The sequence below is a fragment of the Microbacterium sp. NPDC076895 genome, from assembly GCF_040687115.1.
GTDB lineage: Bacteria > Actinomycetota > Actinomycetes > Actinomycetales > Microbacteriaceae > Microbacterium.
Genome location: NZ_JBFBMQ010000007.1, coordinates 99,577 through 118,184, shown reverse-complemented (window position 1 = coordinate 118,184; position 18,608 = coordinate 99,577). Strand labels below are relative to the sequence as shown.

19 protein-coding genes are annotated in these 18,608 nt (G+C 67.5%); 11 read left to right on the top strand and 8 right to left on the bottom strand.

What is annotated here, in order from left to right; all coding sequences use genetic code 11:
• Positions 1-38: 38 nt before the first annotated feature.
• The 3 genes from trmB to AB0O89_RS08040 all read right to left on the bottom strand — a co-directional run bounded on the left by trmB (position 39) and on the right by AB0O89_RS08040 (position 3,013).
• Entirely contained in the window at positions 39-698 is a 660-nt protein-coding gene (gene trmB, locus AB0O89_RS08050; RefSeq protein ID WP_363496223.1) for a tRNA (guanosine(46)-N7)-methyltransferase TrmB, read from the bottom strand.
• 89 nt (positions 699-787) lie between these two features.
• Complete coding sequence (locus tag AB0O89_RS08045; RefSeq protein ID WP_363496040.1) at positions 788-2,077, bottom strand: hypothetical protein; 1,290 nt, start codon at positions 2,075-2,077, stop codon at positions 788-790.
• A 96-nt stretch (positions 2,078-2,173) separates the two neighbouring features.
• Positions 2,174-3,013 (bottom strand): DUF3097 domain-containing protein, encoded by an 840-nt coding sequence (locus tag AB0O89_RS08040; RefSeq protein WP_300594176.1) that lies wholly within the window; start codon positions 3,011-3,013, stop codon positions 2,174-2,176.
• 139 nt (positions 3,014-3,152) lie between these two features.
• Here AB0O89_RS08040 and AB0O89_RS08035 point away from each other — a divergent pair, with 139 nt between their 5' ends.
• Genes AB0O89_RS08035 through AB0O89_RS08020 form a run of 4 tightly spaced genes read left to right on the top strand, consistent with a single transcriptional unit; the run spans position 3,153 to position 7,228 of the window.
• Entirely contained in the window at positions 3,153-5,138 is a 1,986-nt protein-coding gene (locus AB0O89_RS08035) for a TPM domain-containing protein (protein ID WP_363496037.1), read from the top strand.
• Positions 5,139-5,183: 45 nt separating this feature from the next.
• Positions 5,184-5,921 carry a PspA/IM30 family protein gene (locus AB0O89_RS08030; RefSeq protein WP_292711863.1) on the top strand — a complete coding sequence of 246 codons (738 nt, stop codon included), beginning with the start codon at positions 5,184-5,186 and terminating at the stop codon, positions 5,919-5,921.
• Positions 5,922-5,933: 12 nt separating this feature from the next.
• Positions 5,934-6,749 (top strand): arginase family protein, encoded by an 816-nt coding sequence (locus tag AB0O89_RS08025; RefSeq protein WP_363496033.1) that lies wholly within the window; start codon positions 5,934-5,936, stop codon positions 6,747-6,749.
• Positions 6,746-7,228 (top strand): Fe-S oxidoreductase, encoded by a 483-nt coding sequence (locus AB0O89_RS08020; protein WP_292711859.1) that lies wholly within the window; start codon positions 6,746-6,748, stop codon positions 7,226-7,228. Before AB0O89_RS08025 ends, AB0O89_RS08020 begins: the two co-directional genes overlap by 4 nt.
• On the opposite strand, the gene AB0O89_RS08015 is transcribed toward AB0O89_RS08020, so the two are convergent.
• Positions 7,218-7,931, bottom strand: coding sequence for a tyrosine-protein phosphatase (locus AB0O89_RS08015; RefSeq protein WP_300591654.1), 714 nt, complete (start codon positions 7,929-7,931; stop codon positions 7,218-7,220). The genes AB0O89_RS08020 and AB0O89_RS08015 overlap by 11 nt on opposite strands.
• 110 nt (positions 7,932-8,041) lie before the next feature.
• Here AB0O89_RS08015 and AB0O89_RS08010 point away from each other — a divergent pair, with 110 nt between their 5' ends.
• The 6 genes from AB0O89_RS08010 (at position 8,042) to AB0O89_RS07985 (ending at position 14,221) form a co-directional block, all read left to right on the top strand.
• Positions 8,042-8,989 (top strand): alpha/beta hydrolase, encoded by a 948-nt coding sequence (locus AB0O89_RS08010; protein WP_300591653.1) that lies wholly within the window; start codon positions 8,042-8,044, stop codon positions 8,987-8,989.
• Positions 8,990-9,113: 124 nt separating this feature from the next.
• The gene (locus AB0O89_RS08005; protein WP_363496028.1) at positions 9,114-10,622 is read left to right on the top strand and encodes an ABC transporter substrate-binding protein; all 1,509 of its coding nucleotides are present in this window, start codon (positions 9,114-9,116) and stop codon (positions 10,620-10,622) included.
• Positions 10,623-10,705: 83 nt separating this feature from the next.
• Positions 10,706-11,656, top strand: a complete 951-nt coding sequence (locus tag AB0O89_RS08000; RefSeq protein ID WP_300591651.1) for an ABC transporter permease — start codon at positions 10,706-10,708, stop codon at positions 11,654-11,656.
• Positions 11,653-12,582 carry an ABC transporter permease gene (locus tag AB0O89_RS07995; RefSeq protein ID WP_300591650.1) on the top strand — a complete coding sequence of 310 codons (930 nt, stop codon included), beginning with the start codon at positions 11,653-11,655 and terminating at the stop codon, positions 12,580-12,582. Before AB0O89_RS08000 ends, AB0O89_RS07995 begins: the two co-directional genes overlap by 4 nt.
• Positions 12,579-13,376, top strand: coding sequence for an ABC transporter ATP-binding protein (locus tag AB0O89_RS07990; RefSeq protein WP_300591649.1), 798 nt, complete (start codon positions 12,579-12,581; stop codon positions 13,374-13,376). Before AB0O89_RS07995 ends, AB0O89_RS07990 begins: the two co-directional genes overlap by 4 nt.
• On the top strand, positions 13,373-14,221 hold the full coding sequence (locus AB0O89_RS07985; RefSeq protein WP_363496023.1) for an ATP-binding cassette domain-containing protein: 849 nt from the start codon (positions 13,373-13,375) through the stop codon (positions 14,219-14,221). The genes AB0O89_RS07990 and AB0O89_RS07985 overlap by 4 nt, the downstream gene beginning before the upstream one ends.
• Here the strand turns inward: AB0O89_RS07985 and AB0O89_RS07980 are convergent.
• Genes AB0O89_RS07980 through AB0O89_RS07970 form a run of 3 tightly spaced genes read right to left on the bottom strand, consistent with a single transcriptional unit; the run spans position 14,154 to position 16,004 of the window.
• Positions 14,154-14,792, bottom strand: a complete 639-nt coding sequence (locus tag AB0O89_RS07980; RefSeq protein WP_363496020.1) for an N-acetyltransferase family protein — start codon at positions 14,790-14,792, stop codon at positions 14,154-14,156. The two genes, AB0O89_RS07985 and AB0O89_RS07980, sit on opposite strands and share 68 nt — an antisense overlap.
• A 9-nt stretch (positions 14,793-14,801) precedes the next feature.
• On the bottom strand, positions 14,802-15,500 hold the full coding sequence (locus tag AB0O89_RS07975; protein ID WP_300593726.1) for a uracil-DNA glycosylase: 699 nt from the start codon (positions 15,498-15,500) through the stop codon (positions 14,802-14,804).
• A 3-nt stretch (positions 15,501-15,503) separates the two neighbouring features.
• A complete protein-coding gene (locus AB0O89_RS07970; protein ID WP_300593729.1) occupies positions 15,504-16,004 on the bottom strand; it encodes a phosphoribosyltransferase in 501 nt (166 codons plus the stop codon).
• A 63-nt stretch (positions 16,005-16,067) separates the two neighbouring features.
• Here AB0O89_RS07970 and AB0O89_RS07965 point away from each other — a divergent pair, with 63 nt between their 5' ends.
• Positions 16,068-17,573: an MFS transporter gene (locus AB0O89_RS07965; RefSeq protein WP_363496016.1), complete on the top strand. Its 1,506-nt coding sequence runs from the start codon at positions 16,068-16,070 to the stop codon at positions 17,571-17,573.
• Between the two features lie 129 nt (positions 17,574-17,702).
• Here AB0O89_RS07965 and AB0O89_RS07960 read toward each other — a convergent pair whose 3' ends face one another.
• On the bottom strand, positions 17,703-18,479 hold the full coding sequence (locus AB0O89_RS07960; RefSeq protein WP_363496013.1) for an SDR family oxidoreductase: 777 nt from the start codon (positions 18,477-18,479) through the stop codon (positions 17,703-17,705).
• Positions 18,480-18,608 lie beyond the last annotated feature (129 nt).

The following is an 18,608-nucleotide window of genomic DNA, read 5'->3' as shown; positions in this document are numbered from 1 at the left end:
CCGGTACGGAGCGCCGTGCGCGGCATCCGCGTGGCTGCTCACGCAGACCGCCGGTAGGTGAGGTCGCGGATCTCGCGCCCGGCGCGCGTGCCTTTCCGTTCAAACGCGGTCAGGACCCGGCCGTCGAAACGCGGCGCCCACCCGCCCTCGAACGCGCGGCTGAACCCTGGCGCTGCATCCAGCACCGACACCATCTGATCGGCGTAGTCCTGCCAGTCCGTGGCGAGTCGAAGGATGCCCCCCGGACGCAAAACGGATGCCGCGAGCGCCGCGAACTCGGTCGTCACCAGCCGCCTCTTGGCGTGCTTCTTCTTGTGCCAGGGGTCGGGGAAGAAGATCCACAGCTCATCGACGGATGCCGACGGCAGGAGGTGCTCGAGAACCTCGGGCGCGTTGGCCTCCACGAGTCGGAGGTTATCCAGATTCGCCCGGTCGGCGTCCAGCATCGTGCGCGCAAGCCCCGCCCGAAAGACTTCGACAGCAAGGAAGTTCGCGCCCGGCTGAGCGGCTGCCGCGTGCACGATCGCGTGCCCCTGACCGGATCCGATCTCGACGATCAGGGGCGCTGTCCGTCCCCACACCGCCGCCGGGTCGATGGTCGAGGCCGCTCGGATGCTCGTGGAGGCGGCATCCCGCTCGACGGGGACGAGCATGCGAGGACTGACCTCGTTCCAGGCCCGCTGCTGCGCCTCCGACATCCGGCCGCTACGGCGCACGAACGAGACGGGGTGCTGACGATAACCCGTCGGGGCTTCGCCGGAAGATGTCACACCGGGGGCGCGACCGGTCACGGATACCCGATGGTCCACAGCAGGAACACTGCCACCACCTGCAGGCCGAGGCAGCCCAGCAAAAGCCATTGCCTGCGGTGCTGCGTCGACGAGAAGCGCTCGTCTCCGAGAAGGGGCGAGAGCGGCATCATGAGGCGGAACGTCGACTGCTGGGGCAGGAAGACACCGAAGAGGTACAGGCCGTAGCTGGCCGCGTACGCCACGATCACCAGACCGAGCTTGCGTGTCGGCTTGGAGAAGATCCACCACGCGAATGCCGCCATGATCGCCAGCACCAGAAGGATGCCGAACACGTTCAGATAGGTGCCGAAGAACCGGAACCAGGGCGTCATGGGCACGAAGTCACCGGTGCCGACGAGTGGAATCCACCAGGCGGTCTCGGTACGGACATAAGCGTGCGGGATGCCGGTGACGGCATCGGCGATGTAGGTCCACGACAGGCCAGCCGCCGCGATCGCGATGCCGCTGGCGGCAAGGCTGAGGCGCTGGGTCCAGGGGAACGGGTCGGTGCGGTGTTGCATCCACCGCACGAGGAACACGATTCCCAGGCCCAGCGCGAGAGCGAGGACGCCGGGTCGGGTGTAGGCCGCGAGCACACCCACCGGCAGGATGAGGAGGTACTGGCGCTTCATCGCGAGGAGGAGGGCGGTGAACACGAGCAGGAGGAACAGCGACTCGGCGTACGCGAGCACGTAGACGAACGACAGGGGTGCGAAGGTGAACAGGACGATGCCCCACCAGGATGCCTGCGGAGTCGTGACGCGCCGAAGCAAGAGGAAAAGAACGAGGGTAGCGCCGAGGCTCGCCGCGATGCTGACGATGATCCCGATGATTCCCTCGTTCACACCGGTCAGGTCATGGCCCACCCGTTCGAGGAATGGCAGAACCGGCAGGAACGCCCAGTCGTTGGGCTGAACGATGCCCTCCTCCATCGGGAGCCGGACCGGATAGCCGGTGCGGGCGATGTTGAGGTAATGGTCGGCATCCCACCCCGTGAGGAAGGTGAGGAAGGTGCGCACGTGGATGCCGAACGGGCCGAAGCCGAGGTCAGCGAGCCGCGAGATCTCGAAGAACATCCACAGCAGCCCAAGGTTGACTGCGCGACCGATCGCCCAGATCCCGACGACCTTGGTCAGCGTCCCAGACGCGATCGGTTCGACGCCGACGCGCGCCGAGGTGAGGTCTGAGAGCCATTCGCTCAGAGCGCGAGGAAGACCTCGCCATCCCCGGGAGGAGGGGGCTCTCCGAGGGGAGAGCGCGACATCCTGTCGAGAGGTGGGAACCACTGCTGACCTTCCGCGCACACAAAAGGAGGCGAGAACGCCTCCCCCTAGTATGCCAGTCTCTGCGGCAGGACCAATTCGGCGCTCGGTGCGGCTCCGTCAGTCCGCAGCTGTCACGTAGTCGATCAGCTCCTCGACACGACCGAGCAGCGACGGTTCCAGGTCACGATAGCTGCGCACCGAGCCCAGTATTCGGCGCCAGGCGCGCGCGAGATCCGCGGGAGTCTCGCTCGGCCAGCCCAGGGCGCGGCACGTCCCGACCTTGATGTCAACCCCGCGCGGCACGGTCGGCCACGCGCGAAGCCCGAGGGCCGCGGGGCGTACGCACTGCCACACATCGATCTCGGGATGACCGACGATCAGAAGGTTCTGCCCATGCCTGCCGCGCATGATCTCCGCGGCGACGCGGGCCTCTTTCGATCCGGTGACCAGATGGTCGACGAGGATGCCGTACCGGCGGCTCGCTGACGGGGGCTCCTCATCGAGCATGGCGGCGAGGCGGTCGACTCCTTCGAGATACTCGACGACAACCCCCTCGGCACGCAGATCATCGCCCCAGACCTTCTCTACGAGCTCGGCATCGTGGCGCCCCTCGACGAGGATGCGGCTGGCTCGCGCGACACGCGCCCGCTGTTCGGGAGCCGCGAACGAGCCGGACGCCGTGCGCTGCGGTTGCCGGGAGGCAGCTGGCCGGTGCGCCACGAGCACAACGTGCGATCCATCGAGGAGAAAGCCGGGACCCAGCGGAAAGCGGCGCCGCGAACCAAAGCGGTCTTCGAGTTCGACGGTCGCTGCATCCGCCTGGGTCACAGCGCCGCAGAATCCGTCGGCCTGCACCTCGATGACCAGGCCCCGCTCTGCCGGCACGCGAGCACTGTCAGTCTTCCCGTGGCCACGCCAGCCGCTTGCGAGTACGTCAGTTCCGTACCGATCGTCCACCACCGCACCTGCCTTTCGGGCACTCACCCTACGACGCACGCTGTGAGGATCCGGTGTGCCTCGCGGAGTGCTTCCCCGGGGCCGTGCGCCATCAATAGGATCGAAGGACGCGGGCTTTCGCGCGCCGGGAGGGGAATCGATGCCGACTCGATGGTCGTTCGGGGCGGTCCTGAGCGCGGTGGCGATGGCGGTATTGCTCTCGATCACTGCGGCGCCAGCGAGCGCCACCGATCCGGTCACGCTCGACGCTGCCTACGTCCTCGACGAGGTCGAAGCGCTCAGCGCTGCGGACGAGGCAGCCGCTGACGCCAGGCTCGCCGAGCTGTACGAGTCGACCGGCGTCGACCTTTACGCCGTGTTCGTTGACGACTTCACCAATCCGTCCAACAGGAACGAGTGGGCTGATGCCGTTGCGTATGACAACGGGCTCGGTCAAAGCCAGTACCTTCTCGCGGTTGCCACCGACTCGCGGCAGTTCACCATCTCAGCCGACTCGTCCGGCCCGCTGAGCGAAGACCAACTGCTGGCCATCGAGGATGAGATCAAGCCCTACCTGAGCGCCGGCGACTACCTCGGTGCGATCACGACGGCAGCCAATGGGTTTGAGGAAGCCCTGGCTGGCGGATCCGGGGGCGGCGGGTTCTTCACGGTCGTCCTGCTCGTCGTGGTGGTCGCTGCTCTTGCTGGCCTGGTCTTGTGGATCGTCATCCGTTCGCGCCGAAAGCGGGAAGCTGATCCGCAGGCGGTGAGTCTCGATGAGCTCGCTCGGCGTGCCGCATCGGCGCTGGTCGCAACCGACGATGCCATCACGACCAGCACGCAGGAACTCGGGTTCGCTCGTGCGCAGTTCGGCGACGCTGCGGCCGCCGAGTTCGAGAACGCCCTTGCCGGGGCCCGAGCGAGCCTCACGGAGGCATTCGCTCTGCAGCAGCGCCTCGACGATGCCGAACCCGACACTGAGGCTCAGATCCGCGAGTGGAACCTCGCGATTCTCGACCTGTGCGAGAAGGCGAACACGGCGCTCGACGAGAAAGCGGCGGAGTTCGAGTCGCTGCGCGAGCTGGAGCGCACCGCACCGCAGGCTCTCGAGCGCGTCGCCAGGGACCGCGAAACGGCCTCAGCCGGCGTAGCGGACGCCGAACGGGCACTCTCTGAGCTTGAGGCGTCCTTCCATCCGGATGCTCTTGCGACTGTCGCCGACAACCCGGAGCAGGTCCGTGAGCGCCTTGCCTTCGCTGATGCCGCGCTATCCCAGGCCCGGCAGGACCTCGCCGCCGGCAAGACAGCCGAGGCCGCGGTCGCGATCCGCGGCGCCGAGGATGCTGTAGCCCAAGCACTGCAGCTGGAGCGCGCGATCGACACACTGGCACACGACCTGCGGCAGGCGGCAGCGAACGCGCAGAGCGTCATGGCCGGGATCGAAGCCGACATCGCAGCCGCGCGCGCACTTCCCGATCTCGATGGGCGCCTGGCTGGTGTCGCGGCGAGCACGACGCAACAGGTCGCAGCGGCCCGAGCTCTCCTGGATGCCCCACAGCAGCGTCCGCTTGCCGCGCTGCACGCGCTCCAAGAGGCGGACCGGCAGATCGACGAGGTCCTGCAAACAGCGCGGGACGCGCAGGCGCGAGCGCAGCGAGCCCAGCAGGCGCTCGCGCAGATCTCGATGCAGGCGAGCGCTCAGATCTCCGCTGCCGACGACTTCATCGCCGCTCGGCGCGGCGCCGTCGGCGCCGAGGCCCGGACGCGACTGGCCGAGGCCCGCGCAAGCCTCGCCACCGCGCAGCAGATCCAGGTTTCCGACCCCGCTCAAGCCCTCCCTCACGCACAGCGCGCGGAACATCTCGCGTCTCAGGCGATTCAGGCCGCCCAGCGCGACGTGGGTGCCTTCGATGTCAGCGGCTATGGCGGCTCTCGCGGTGGCGGATCGAACGGCATGATGGGCGCAGTTCTCGGCGGCATCGTGCTCAATTCGATCCTCTCCGGCGGCGGAGGCGGTAGGGGCGGCGGATTCGGCGGCGGGTCACGCGGCGGCGGATTCGGCGGCGGATCACGCAGCGGCGGATTCGGCGGCGGGTCACGCGGCGGCGGAGGCGCTCGCGGACGCCGCGGCGGGGGCCGTTTCTAGGCACGATCGACCACCACTCACACACCCAGACGGAAGGACATACCGATGGCAAAGCAGTCAATCTTCGGACGCATTTCAACCCTCATGAAGGCGAACATCAACGCGATGCTCGACCAGGCCGAGGACCCGCAGAAGATGCTCGACCAGCTCGTGCGCGACTACACGAACAACATCGCAGACGCCGAGGCTGCCATCGCCGAGACGATCGGCAATCTGCGCCTGCTCGAGCGCGACCACCAGGAAGACCTCCAGTCGGCATCCGACTGGGGAAACAAGGCGCTTGCCGCCAGCCGCAAGGCCGACGAGTTCCGTGCGGCGGGCGACCCGGTGGATGCCGACAAGTTCGACAACCTGGCCAAGGTCGCCCTACAGCGCCAGATCGCGGCCGAGAACTCCGCGAAGGCTGCGGCCCCGCAGATCGCCTCGCAGACCGAGGTCGTGAACAAACTCAAGGACGGCCTCAACGGCATGAAACAGAAGCTCGAGCAGCTCAAGGCCAAGTCGGCCGAGCTGGTCGCGCGTCAGAAGACCGCCGAGGCCCAGACGAAGGTCGTGGATGCCGTCAAGTCGATCGATGTTCTCGACCCGACCAGCGAACTCGGCCGCTTCGAAGAGAAGGTTCGCCGCCAGGAGGCCATCGCGCAGGGCAAGACGGAGCTCGCCGCCTCGAGCCTGGACGCCCAGTTCGAGAGCCTCGACGATCTCGGTGAGCTCACGGAGGTCGAAGCTCGCCTCGCCGCACTCAAGTCCGGCGGTGCCCCCAAGCCCGCCATCGAGGGCTGACCGAACCAGCCGATGGCTCACTTCGTCATCGCCCCGCAGTGGCAAGGCTCCGGGTCGGCTCGCGCAATGCAGCTGATCGACGGCGCCGAAGCCATCGCGGGCGACCTCCCGGCTTCGGCCTGCACCCGTTTGGAGGTGCCGGTCGAAGCCGGTGAGAGCCTCGAGACCGGCATCCGTCGGGCCAGCTCACTCGTGCGCATCCGCGATCTCGTCCGGGATGCCGTGGCGAGCCTGTCCGAGCCGGTGGTCGTGATCGGCGGGGATTGCGGGGTAACCCTCGGCGCGCTGGAGGCAGTCGCGGCTCCTGACGTCGCGGTTGTCTGGTTCGATGCCCACGCCGACCTGAACACCCCGGAGTCCTCGCCCAGCGGAGCGTTTTGCGGCATGGTGCTGCGCGCCGCTCTCGGAGGCGGAGCCGATCGACTCCGCCTCCCCCACGGCATCCTGACCCCTGACCGGGTCGTGCTGGCCGGCACCCGAGAACTCGACGACGCCGAACAGCAGTACGTCGATCAGCACAGCATCCGCCGGGTGCTGCCTCGGGACCTGGCCGATCCCGAGACGCTCGTCGCCGCGGTGGCAGCGACCGGCGCTGCACGGGCATACATCCACATCGACATCGACGTCTTCGATCCCTCCGTCGTTACGGGAGTGTCCTCACCCGTGCCGTTCGGTCCGGATGCCGGCGAGGTCATCGCCGCAGTCCGAGCGGTACGTGATCGCTTCCCGCTCGTCGGGGCGACGATCGCCGGCTTCTCTCCCGCGTCTGCGGACACCGCGATTGAAGACATGCCGACGATCCTGCGCCTTCTCGGGGCGCTGGCGTGACCCCGATTCCGACGCCCCCACCGGGGTGGGAGGCTGCCGCGGAGCGGGCCGTCGCGCGAGGTCAGCTGCTGGATCGCTGGCTCCCGCTGCTGGACTCCCCGGTTTCGCGGGCAGGCTCCGTCATCGGAACCGCCATCGGCTTTGTCTGGGGCTTCCTCTGGAGCACAGGCAGGGTGCGAGTCCACCGGGGCGCCGACAGCACGGTGTTGTATGTCTTTTCCGGCATGCCCTCGTGGACGTTCCCCCGCGGCGGCGTGTGCGTCGGCGCCTGCTACCTCACGGCAACCAATGACGGCCCGCGCGTGCTGCGGCACGAGCTCGTCCACGCGCGGCAGTGGCGCCGCTACGGGATGCTGATGCCGCTGCTCTACCAGCTCTCGGGCCGCAACCCGCTAGGCAACCGCTTCGAGATCGAGGCGGGCCTCGCGGACGGGAACTACATCCCGCGCCAGCGACCGAAGAGAGCAGTCAGTCGATGAGCACCTCGTCCAGAGCGACGAGTTCGTCATCGCTCATGCCGTGGGCGCGCAGGTAGTCACGCGGCGAGCCGTAGGCCTCATCCAGGCTGTTCAGGAGCCCGGCGATCGCCTCTGCGGGCGACTTCGTGGCCAGTTCCTCGAGGTTGACCGAGTCCGGGTGGAACTGGCGGATGCGTGCCACGACGTCGCGGTTGCGCGATTGCGGCAGGAGCGCCTCCGTGCGCGCATAGTCGGCGATGACGGCATCCCTGTCGACTCCCGCGGCGGCCAGCGTGATTGCCACGGTGACACCCGTGCGATCTTTGCCGACCGTGCAGTGCACCAGGACCGGCTGATCGGCCAGCACTCCTCGCACGACCTCGACCACACGCCCCGCTGAGTCATCGACGAGCCGGCGATACATCTCCGTGAGCGGAACGTCCTCGACGAAGAACGAGCTCACCGAGCCCAGAAACAGGGGAACCCGCTGCACAACGAGCTCACGGTCATCGAATCGGCTCGGGGCACCGGCCACCTCGGCGTCGTCGCGAAGGTCGATGACCCGACGGATGCCGAGTCCCGAGAAAGCACGGATGCCGTCCTCGTCCAGCCGCGCGAGGTTTCCCGACCGGTACAACACGCCCTCCCGGGTCCGACCGGCGCCAGCACGCAGACCACCGGTGTCCCGGAAGTTAATCGCGCCGGAGATGTCGAGTGTGCTCACGTTCCTCGACCCTATCCCGGGCACGCTGGGCACGCGCGTGCCCAGCGTCTCCGGGTGCTCCGCGCGAGGGCCAGAATGGGGACAGCCGAATCAACCGAGGACGGACAACGATGACGACACCTGACGATGAATTCCGGTTCCTGCCAACAGACGCCGCCAGCGTCGGCGTGGCCGGAAACCTCCCACCGGTCGAGCGCGTGTCGCTCCTCCTCGACGACGGACGCACCCTGAGCGCTCTTCGCTTCGGTGACGAGCCCCCCGTTGTCACCTTCATCCACGGCGCGGGGCTCAATGCACACACCTGGGATTCCACGATCCTGGCGCTCGGCCTGCCTGCCCTCGCGATCGACCTTCCCGGGCACGGCGAGTCCTCCTGGCGGCCTGATGCTGCCTACACCGCGGCGAACCTCGCCCCCGATGTGGCAACGGGTATCCGCGCGTGGACGTCGGCGCCGCAGCTCATCGTCGGACACTCCCTGGGCGGACTGACGGGCGCGGCAGTTGCGGCATCCGTTCCCGAGCTCGTGACGCAACTGATCGTGATCGACATCACCCCCGGTATCGATCCGAACGCCGGGGCGGCACAGATCCGGGCGTTCTTCGCCGGCCCGACCGACTGGGCAAGCCGTGACGAGCTCGTCGATCGTGCAATGACCTTCGGCCTGGGTGGGGGGACCCGCGAAAAGGCCGAACGCGGCGTGTATTTGAACTCGCGAGTCCGCGAAGACGGACGCGTCGAGTGGAAGCACCACTTTGCTCACCTGGCCTCGGCCCTCGCGGCAGCGCCCGAGCTGGCCGCACAGGTCGATGCGCAGCAGGATGCGCTCTCCGAGATCCTCTCGGCGAGCGGATGGAACGACATCGCCGCCGTTTCGGCCCCGCTGTCGCTGATCCGCGGGGAGCGAGGTTTCGTGACGACCGACGATGCGGCAGAGTTCAGCAGGCGCCGACCCGACGCCGTTGTCGTCGCCCTTCCGACCGGCCACAACGTCCACGAGGAAGCACCGACAGCACTGGCACAGACCATCACCGAACTGTCGAGCACCGGGCAACGATGACGTCACGTTCTCCGCTCGATGAGGGGAACACAGCAACCGGACCCTAGAGTTATCTACCGCAGATCCCCTTTGTGCTCCGCGCGCCCACCAGCTTCGCCGCGGATGCCCCCCGGAAAGGACTCCCATGTTCCGCCGCACCGCTCTGGCCGCGTCGGCCTTACTCGCCGCGAGCGCGCTCGTTCTGACAGCCTGCACCGGAAGCACTGACCCCGCGTCGACGGCGACGGGGGCTCCCGACGCTGACGCATCGGTCGCGATCCGTCTCGTTCTGGAGCCGGGGAACCTCGACATCCGACAGACAGCTGGTGCCGCACTCGACCAGATCCTGATCGACAACGTCTACCAGGGGCTCGTCGGTCGCACCCCGGAGCAAGACATCGTCCCCGTTCTCGCGGAGGACTATGAGGTCTCGGCTGACGGCCTGACCTACACGTTCACCCTGCGTGAGGGAGTGACCTTCGGTGATGGCCAGGCGCTGACGCCGCAGGATGTCGTGTGGTCGCTGACGACCAGGCGCGATACCCCGGAGTGGGCCGACTCCGCTCGATTGGCGAACATCGCATCCATCACCGCCGAGGGGCAGGACATTACGCTCACCCTCTCCGAGCCCGACTCGAGCCTGCTGTGGAACCTGACCGGCCGTGCCGGACTGATTCTCAAAGAGGGCGACACAGTCGACTACGCCACGGCCGCCAACGGTACCGGCCCGTTCTTGCTCGACTCGTGGCGTCAGGGGGACTCGATCACTTTCGTCCGTAACGACGCCTACTGGGGTGAGAAAGCCAAGGTCGCCGAGGTGGTCTTCGACTACATCACCGAGACACAGGCAGCCCTCAACGCCGCTTCAGCTGGCGAGGTGGATGTCGTGACCGGGTTCGACGCGAACCTCACCGACCAGATTGAGGCAGATGGCGCGTTCACCGTTGTGACGGGGCCATCTACCGACAAGGGCACCCTCGCAATGAACCAGACCGCGGGCCCTCTTGCTGACCCGCGCGTGCGCCAGGCGATCCGCCAGGCCATCGACCACGACGCCTTCGTCGCTGCGCTGGGAGCCGGCCAGACGATGTATGGACCGATTCCGGAGCTTGACCCTGGCTACGAGGACCTCTCCGACGTGGCCCCCTACGACCCGGATGCCGCACGCGAGCTTCTCGCGGATGCGGGGTACAGCGATCTGGAACTCGAACTCACGATCTACAACGGCTACCCGACGCTGATTCCCCAGCTTCTCGTTTCCGACTTGCGTGAAGTCGGCATCACCCTCACGGTCAACAGCGTCGACTTCCCCACGTGGATCAACGACGTCTACGTCAACCAGGACTACGACCTGAGCTTCGTGCTGCACACCGAAGCCCGCGACTTCGAGAACTGGGCGAACCCCGACTACTACTTCACGTACGACAACCCCGAGGTGCAGAAGCTCTATCAGGAGTCGCTTGCCGCAACGGACGAGACCGAGGCTGCCGCGCTGCTGGCCCAGGCTGCCCGGATCGTGTCCGAAGACGCCGCTGCCGATTGGCTCTACAACGGAGCCTCCGTCGTCGCCGTCGGAACGAACGTCACCGGCATGCCGTCCATCAACGTCAACGAACGACTCAACCTCGCCGACCTCGCCAAGGTCGCGGGCTGAGGCGAGACTGACGGGGTCATCGTGATGCGTCGACCCGCGGCCGCCCCGGCGACGCGGGCGATGGGCCTGGTCGGGAGAGACAGGTGACCAGGTACGTCGTGACCCGGCTGGGGCTGCTCGTGTTGGGGCTCGCGGTGGCAAGCGCGATCATCTTCTTGACCCTTCGCGTTCTTCCCGGCGATGTGGCTCAGCTGATCGCGGGAACCAACGGTACGGCCGAGCAGATCGAGGCCATCCGCGAGCAACTGGGGTTGAACCAGCCGCTGATCGCGCAATACTTCGACTGGTTGGGCGGGGTTCTTGGAGGCGACCTCGGCACGTCTCTTCTCACCGGCACCCCGGTGGCGGAGGAACTCGCTGAGAAGGCGCAGGTCACGGTGCCGCTCGGCATCCTGTCGTTGACCATCGCTGTGCTCTTCAGCATCCCGCTCGGCGTGGCTTCGGCGATCTGGCGAGGCCGGCGCCGCGGCACGTTCATGAGCGTGAGCGCTCAGACGGTTGCAGCGGTGCCCGTTGTCTGGGCCGGCATGATGCTTGTCGTCGTGTTCGCCGTGTGGCTGGGATGGCTCCCCGCGCAGGGGTTCCCGCGCAACGGATGGGACGACCCAGCCGCGGCGATCCGCTCGCTCATCCTTCCCGCCGTCACGATCGGGATCGTGGAAGGCGCAATGCTCCTCCGCTTCGTGCGCAGCGCGACACTCCAGGCCATCGGACAGGATTACGTCCGCACCGCAGCCGCCAAAGGCCTGACCCGCACGACGGCGCTCATCCGGCATGGGTTGCCGAACGTCGGGCTGTCGGTCATCACAGTCCTCGGCCTCCAGGTCGCGGGCATCATCGTTGGCGCCGTGATCATCGAGCAGCTCTTCTCGCTCCCGGGCATCGGTCGGATGCTCGTGGACGACGTGGGAGCACGGGATCTTCCCAAGGTCCAGGGCGAGCTGCTGGCACTCACGGGCTTCGTCCTGATCGTGGGGTTCTTCGTCGACCTGCTCCACAGGATCCTCGATCCCAGGCAACGGGAGGCGTCGTGACTCTCCCTCCACGTGACGCACGCGGCAGGCGCCCGACGCGGACGCGGGCACGGTGGCTACGGCGCGTGTGGGCAGTGCCGACGGGACGCTTCGGGATCTGCGTCGCCGCCGCGATCATCCTGATCGCAGTGATCGCCCGGATCTGGACGCCATTCGATCCGCAACAGGTGAACGTGCAAGACCGGTGGCTCCCCCCGAGCTGGCCGCATCTGCTCGGCACGGATGGCGCGGGGCGCGACATCCTGAGCCTCGTGATGGCAGGGGCTGGCACAACCCTGTGGGTGGCAGTGGGGTCGGCGGTCGTCGCCACGGTGCTCGGCGTCGCGTTGGCAAGCCTCGGCGCCCTCACAACGCGCTGGGTTCGCGAATCGGTGGCGGTCCTGATCGACATCCTCGTGGCGTTCCCGGTGCTGCTGGTGGCGATGATGATCTCGGCGGTGTGGGGCGGATCGCTCTGGGTCGTGATCTGGTCGGTGGGCATCGGCTTCGGTGTCAACATCGCCCGCGTCACGCGACCCGAGCTGCGACGCGTCCTCCACAGCGATTTCGTGCTCGCAGGAACCGCGGCAGGCCTCACCCCGATGCAGAACCTCTGGCGCCACCTCCTCCCCAACGTCGCACCGGTGTTCATCGTGCAGCTGTCGTGGGCGATGGCCGTCGCGGTTCTTGCGGAAGCCGGCCTCTCATACCTCGGTTTCGGTGCGCCAGTGACCGAGCCCTCCTGGGGAGTCCTGCTTCGGGATCTGCAGCAGTATCTGACCGTCTATCCGCTTGCCGTGCTCTGGCCGGGCCTGGCGATCACGGTGACAGTTCTCGGGCTGAACCTGCTTGGCGACGGCATCCGTGAGGCATCCGACCCGACTCTGGCCTCGACGACCGGCGCCGCGCGAGTGTCGCGCACGCACATGCCCGAGGTGGTCTCATGAGCCTCGAGGTGCATGGGCTGACGATCGAGATCGGCGGCGAGCGCGTCGTCGACGGTGTCTCGTTCGAGGTCCCGGACGGCGGGACGGTGGGGCTCATCGGAGAATCCGGATCCGGCAAGTCCCTGACGGCGCTGGCGATCGTGGGGCTTCTACCCCAGGGTGCGCAGGCCTCGGGCAGCATCCGTTGGCGCGGACAGGAGGTTCTGGGCCTTCACGAGCGTGCTTTCGCCGCGCTCCGCGGTGACGAGATCGGCATCGTGTTCCAAGATCCGCTCACCGCGCTGAACCCGATCCGTACCGTCGGACGTCAGATCGGGGAGTCGGTGCAGATTCACGAGCGCCTGCGGGGTCGCGAGCTGCGGGCTCGTGTCGTTGCCGAAGCCGCCCGCGTCGCCTTGCCCGATCCGGAGGGTATCGTCCGCCGCTATCCGCACCAGCTCTCTGGGGGTCAGCGCCAACGCGTGGCAATCGCCATGGCGCTCGCGTGCCGGCCTCGTCTACTCATCGCCGACGAACCGACGACAGCGCTCGATGCGACGGTGCAGGCGGGGATCCTCGACCTGTTGCGCGGCCTCACTGCCGACGAAGACATGTCCCTGCTGTTCATCACCCACGACCTGGCGGTGCTCGCCCAGGTCGCGACTCACGCCGTGGTCCTCGAACGCGGTCGCGTCGTCGAGGCCGGTCAGGTTCCCCGCCTGCTGAGCGAGCCTCGCGCAGCTGTCACACAGGGACTCCTGCGTGATGCGACGGCGACGCTGTGGCGCGGCCAGACCCCGAGTGAGGACGCATGAGCACGGAGTTCGTCCGCGCCGAGGCCCTCACCCGACGCCACCGCACCCCTCCCACACGCCTATTCGCGAAGCCCGCTGTCACAACGGCACTGGACGCGGTAGATCTCACGCTCGAGGAGGGACACGCCCTCGGGGTGATCGGCGAGTCCGGGTCAGGCAAATCCACCCTCGTCCGCCTCCTCCTGGGCCTAGACAAACCGACCTCCGGTTCGGTGCACATCGATGGTCGCGAGGTCGACGCATCGGCATCTGCCAGGTCGCTCCGGTGGCTGCGGCGCGAGACCGGCATCGTGTTCCAGGATCCCTACGCTTCGCTCGACCCCCGCATGAGCGTGGGGCGTATCGTCGGCGAGCCGCTGTGGGCGCTGGGCATCGCCGGGGACCGGCGAGCGCGGGTGCGGGAGGTCCTCACCCAGGTGGGCCTGGACGCTGCGGCAGCCGACAGGTTCCCGCACGAATTCTCCGGCGGTCAGCGGCAGCGGATCGCACTCGCACGGGCGATCGCGCACCGACCGCGCATCCTCGTCGGGGACGAGCCGCTGTCGGCGCTCGACGTCACGGTGAGGGCGCAGATCCTTGGTCTGTTCGACCAGCTCCGGCAGGACGAGGGGATGACGATCATCATGGTCTCCCACGACATCGGCGTGGTTCAGAACCTCTGCGACCGGGTGGTCGTCATGAAGGACGGACGGATCGTCGAACGGGGCGAGACCGCCAGTGTCCTGCGTTCGCCAGAGGACGACTACACCCGAGCGCTCCTGGCCGCGATCCCGTCGATCACTCCCCCGCGCGAGGCTCCCGCGGACTCCCGCCGCGACGGAACAACCCCTTCTTCACCGGCTTGAGCGACTTCTGCAGGTAGATCGTTCCGAGCCACCGCCCGAACTTGAAGCCGACGCGTCCCATTCGACCGACCTCGGTGAAGCCCAGCCGCTCGTGAAGAGCAATCGAGGCCTCGGCGCCTTTGTCGCTGATCACGGCGACGATCTCGCGAATGCCCCTCTGCTGACAAGCCTCGATGAGTGCCTCGAGCAGGGCGCGACCGAGGCCCTTGCCTGCCGCAGCCTGACCCAGGTAGATCGAATTCTCGACGGTGTAGCGGTATGCGGACTTTCCTGCCCACGGCTGCACGAGCGCGTAGCCCAGGATCTGACCGGTCGGTGACTGAGCGACGAGAAAGGGCAGGTCGAGCTTCGCCAAGAACGCGAACTTCTCGCGCCATTGCGCGATCGACCAGACCTTCTCATCGAAGGTCACGACGGAGTTGCGCACGTAGTAGTTGTAGATCTCCCGAATGTCGGGGATGTCGCGCTCCTCGGCGGCCCGGATGACGTAACTGAACGGCCCTTCAGGCTCGGACCGCCGTCGCAGATGGAAGGGAAGCCGCCGCTTCTTGTCGTATTCCTCTTCCAGCATGAGATCAGCCTACGCCGACCGCTCGACGCGCCAGTCGATCGGTTCTGCCCCCTGCTGCTCCAGCAGCTCGTTGGCCCGGGAGAACGGGCGGGAGCCGAAAAACCCACGGCTCGCCGACAGGGGTGAGGGATGCGGCGACTCGATGATCGGAACCGGCCCCAGCAGGGGCCGCAGACTGGCGGCATCCCGCCCCCACAGGACGGCGACAAGCGGCTGGTCGCGTGCTGCCAGCGTTCGAATCGCGTGCTCTGTGACAGCCTCCCAACCCCAGCCGCGGTGCGAGCCGGGAGCGCCCGGGGACACGGTGAGGACACGGTTCAGCAGCATGACACCCTGCTCGCTCCAGGCCGACAGGTCGCCGTGAGAAGCTGCCGGAATGCCGAGGTCATCGTGGAGCTCTCGATAGATGTTCCCGAGGCTCCGCGGCAAGGGCCGGACGTGAGCGTCGACAGCGAATGAGAGACCGATGGGGTGTCCGGGCGTCGGATAGGGATCCTGACCGACGATGAGAACCCGCACGTCTGCCAGCGGACGCGCGAAGGCGCGGAGGACTCGATCTCCCGCCGGTAGATAGCGCCGCCCGGCGGCGACCTCAGCCCGCAGGCGCTCCCCGATGCCCGCGATCCGATCGGCGACAGGCGAGAGAGCCTCAGCCCAGCCGCTGTCGATCAGACCGGCGTCGGCGAGCTCGGGCAGGGACATCGCCATGGGTCAGGCCGACTCCGTGACCGCGGCATCCTGCTCGATGACCGACCCCTGCCACGACCACGGGAAATCGATCCACAGGTCGGTGTCTTTCCACGACCAGTCCGGACGGATGATCGTCGTCGGCTTCGTGTAGATGACGACGCTGCGCACGATCGCGCCACGATCGGTCAGCAGACGCACCGCCAGATCGAGCGTGCGCCCGCTGTCGGCGACATCGTCTACGAGCAGGACACGACGACCGTCGAGGTAGGCCATATCCATCTCTGGGGGCAGGAGCTCGGGATCGGGAAGCACCGTGCCGATGCCGGTGTAGAACTCGACGTTGATCGCCCCGCAGTTCTTGACGCCGAGCCCGTACGCGATGGCGCCGGCAGGCAGGAGCCCGCCGCGGGCGATCGCGACGACCACATCGGGCATGAAGCCATCAGCCACGATGGTGCGGGATAGCTCACGCGTGGCATCTCCGAACCCTTGCCAGGTCAACGTTTCCCGCTCGGTCGTCACCGGTTCTCCTCTCGGTTACCCCCGCACCAGACTAGGCGGCGCCGCGGTGCTATTCTCGCGGGCATGCCCGCCGCATCCGCCCTCGACCGGTTGCGCGGAACGGGCCTGGGAATCACTGCAGGGCTGATCGGCTGGTTCATCCTCGTCGAATTCGTCAGCGGCATCATCCAGGGCTACTACGTTCCGCTCTTCAGTGACATCGTCATCGACCTCGGCATCCACGATTCGGATGTGAACTGGTTCGAAGCTGCCCAGCTGCTGCTGTCTGCGCTCGTCGTTCCCATCCTCGCGAAGCTCGGCGACATGTACGGGCACAAGCGGATTCTGCTGATCTCGTCCATCCTGACCGCTGCAGCCAGCTGGTGGCTCGTGTTCGCGGGAGACTTCTGGACCTTCCTGATCGCGTGGGCATTGCAGGGGTTCTACGTCGTCTGGCTGCCGCTGGAGGTCGCGCTCATCTTCGAGCGCGGTCGCCGCCAGAACCGCGGCGTTTCCTCCACCCGGCGCGCAGCTGGGCTCCTCGTCGTCGGACTGCAAGCCGGTGCGATCGCGGGGGCGCTTGCCGCAGGCGCGATCTTCGAAGCGACCGGCGACCTCACCGTCACGATGATGATTCCCGCGATCGCGGTCACCCTCATCGCCGGGGTCATCTGGCTCGGTGTTCCCGAGTCTGAGCCCACGACGGGTCGGCGCCTGGACACCTGGGGCTTCGTGCTGCTGACGTGGGGTCTGTTGCTGGTGACGGGCGCCCTGGTCTACATGCGCATGATCCCGCAACTCGACCTCGGCGAGAACGCGTGGTGGTGGGTGGTCGCGCTCTTTGCCGCCGGGCTTGGCGTCTTCGTCTGGTTCGTCCGGTTCGAACTGCGCCAGGACGACCCCGCGATCGACATCCGGGTCCTGCGGCGACCCGAGATGTGGCCCGTGCAGACGACTGCGTTCCTCGTGGGAATCAGCCTGCTCGGCGCCCAAGGGCCGCTGTCGACGTACGCGGGAACCGACTCATCTCTCGGCTACGGACTGGGGCTGTCGGCGTCGCAGCGCTCGTACGTGATCGGCGTGTATCTGCTCTCCCTCATCATCGGCGCCATCATCTTCGCCGTGCTGTCGCGTCGGGCCAATCCCCGACTCATCCTGATCGGCGCATCGCTTCTGGTCGGCATCGGCTACACGCTGTTCTTGCCGTTCCACCTCGAGCTCTGGCAGGTGCTGCTGAACCTCATGATCGCGGGCCTCGGCTCCGGCGCTCTCGTCGGGGCGCTGCCTGCGGCGGCTGCGGCGGCAGCCCCACGTGGACAGACCGGCATCGCCTCCGCGCTGACCAACACCACCAAGACCGTCGGCGGCGCCTTCGCGTCAGCCGTGTTCGGCGTGCTGCTTGCAGCCGGCGCCGGGGCTGTCGCCAGCGAAACCGCGGCATCCCTCGGCGGCTACCTCGCCGTCTGGGCGATCTGCGCCGGCGGCGGTTTCCTCGCAGCCCTGCTGCTGCTGTTCGTCCCGAAGGTGGCCTTCGCCGACACCGATACGAGTCAACTCGACGCGACCCGGGGCAGCTCCCAGCTCACCTGACCGCTCACCCGAGCGCGGCGCAGTCTCACATGTGTGCTGCTATTGTGCGCAACTGCGGCACATAAATGCGCAGCATCCGCACACAACGACCGCACACTCGTGACCGGTGGTGCAGGGCGAGCGGTCGGGCTACGGCAGACGCGGGACGAGCGGGCCGCGGGCCAGCAGATGTTGGGCAGACTGCGCGACGGGACGCATGGTCACAAGGTCGAGGTTGACGTGGCCGGGCGCCTCCAGGGCGTAGCCGATCACATCGGCGACATCCTCGGCGGTGAGCGGATTCTGCACGTCCTCGTAGACAGCTGCCGCACGGCCACGATCACCGCCGACACGGTTCAGCGTGAACTCCTCGGTGTAGACCATCCCCGGGGCGATCTCGATGACACGCAGCGGCTCCCCGTTGAGCTCGAGACGCAGGGCATTCACCAGCATCGACTCGGCTGCCTTCGCGGCGTTGTATCCGCCACCGCCCGGGTAAGCAGCCTGCGCTGCGGTCGAGGTCACGAACAGCAGGTCGGCATGACCGTCGGATGCTGCACTCTGCCGCAGCTGCGGGAGCAGCGCCTGCGTCAGCCGCTGCACGGCGAGGACATTGACGTCGTACATCCATTGCCAGTCCGACACACGGCCGTCCTCGACGCGGTCAGTGCCGCGAGCCCCGCCGGCGATGTGCGCGACGGCGTGCACGGCTCCGGAGCCGGCGAGAAACTGGGTCAGCGCATCGATATCGGCATCCGTCGTGAGATCAGCGGCGAACGCGACTGCTCCGGTCTCGTCCTCCAGCGCCGCGAGGCGGTCGGCGCGCCGGGCGACGGCCACGACCTCCCACCCGATCGAGCGCAGTCGGCGCACCGTCGCCGCACCGATTCCCGAACTGGCTCCCGTCACCACAGCGCGTCTGGTCATGCGTCAACGCTAGCTGCCACAGGGCACGCGGAGTGTTACGTCACATTTCCGTGCTGTTGTTGACAACGGCTCGTCTTCGTACTCTCGGTGTTGGCCGGTCGACCCGCCGACCGACCCCGAAGACTCAAG

What these genes read in the sequence shown, in the direction of transcription:
- trmB (WP_363496223.1), bottom strand. Translation starts at nt 698, where the DNA reads ATGTCGGAGGCGCAGCAGCGGGCCTGGAACGAGGTCAGTCCTCGCATG.
- AB0O89_RS08035 (WP_363496037.1), top strand. Translation starts at nt 3,153, where the DNA reads ATGCCGACTCGATGGTCGTTCGGGGCGGTCCTGAGCGCGGTGGCGATG.
- AB0O89_RS08005 (WP_363496028.1), top strand. Translation starts at nt 9,114, where the DNA reads ATGTTCCGCCGCACCGCTCTGGCCGCGTCGGCCTTACTCGCCGCGAGC.
- AB0O89_RS07965 (WP_363496016.1), top strand. Translation starts at nt 16,068, where the DNA reads ATGCCCGCCGCATCCGCCCTCGACCGGTTGCGCGGAACGGGCCTGGGA.
- AB0O89_RS07960 (WP_363496013.1), bottom strand. Translation starts at nt 18,479, where the DNA reads ATGACCAGACGCGCTGTGGTGACGGGAGCCAGTTCGGGAATCGGTGCG.
- AB0O89_RS07985 (WP_363496023.1), top strand. Translation starts at nt 13,373, where the DNA reads ATGAGCACGGAGTTCGTCCGCGCCGAGGCCCTCACCCGACGCCACCGC.
- AB0O89_RS07980 (WP_363496020.1), bottom strand. Translation starts at nt 14,792, where the DNA reads ATGCTGGAAGAGGAATACGACAAGAAGCGGCGGCTTCCCTTCCATCTG.
- AB0O89_RS07990 (WP_300591649.1), top strand. Translation starts at nt 12,579, where the DNA reads ATGAGCCTCGAGGTGCATGGGCTGACGATCGAGATCGGCGGCGAGCGC.
- AB0O89_RS08010 (WP_300591653.1), top strand. Translation starts at nt 8,042, where the DNA reads ATGACGACACCTGACGATGAATTCCGGTTCCTGCCAACAGACGCCGCC.
- AB0O89_RS08030 (WP_292711863.1), top strand. Translation starts at nt 5,184, where the DNA reads ATGGCAAAGCAGTCAATCTTCGGACGCATTTCAACCCTCATGAAGGCG.
- AB0O89_RS08025 (WP_363496033.1), top strand. Translation starts at nt 5,934, where the DNA reads ATGGCTCACTTCGTCATCGCCCCGCAGTGGCAAGGCTCCGGGTCGGCT.
- AB0O89_RS07975 (WP_300593726.1), bottom strand. Translation starts at nt 15,500, where the DNA reads ATGGCGATGTCCCTGCCCGAGCTCGCCGACGCCGGTCTGATCGACAGC.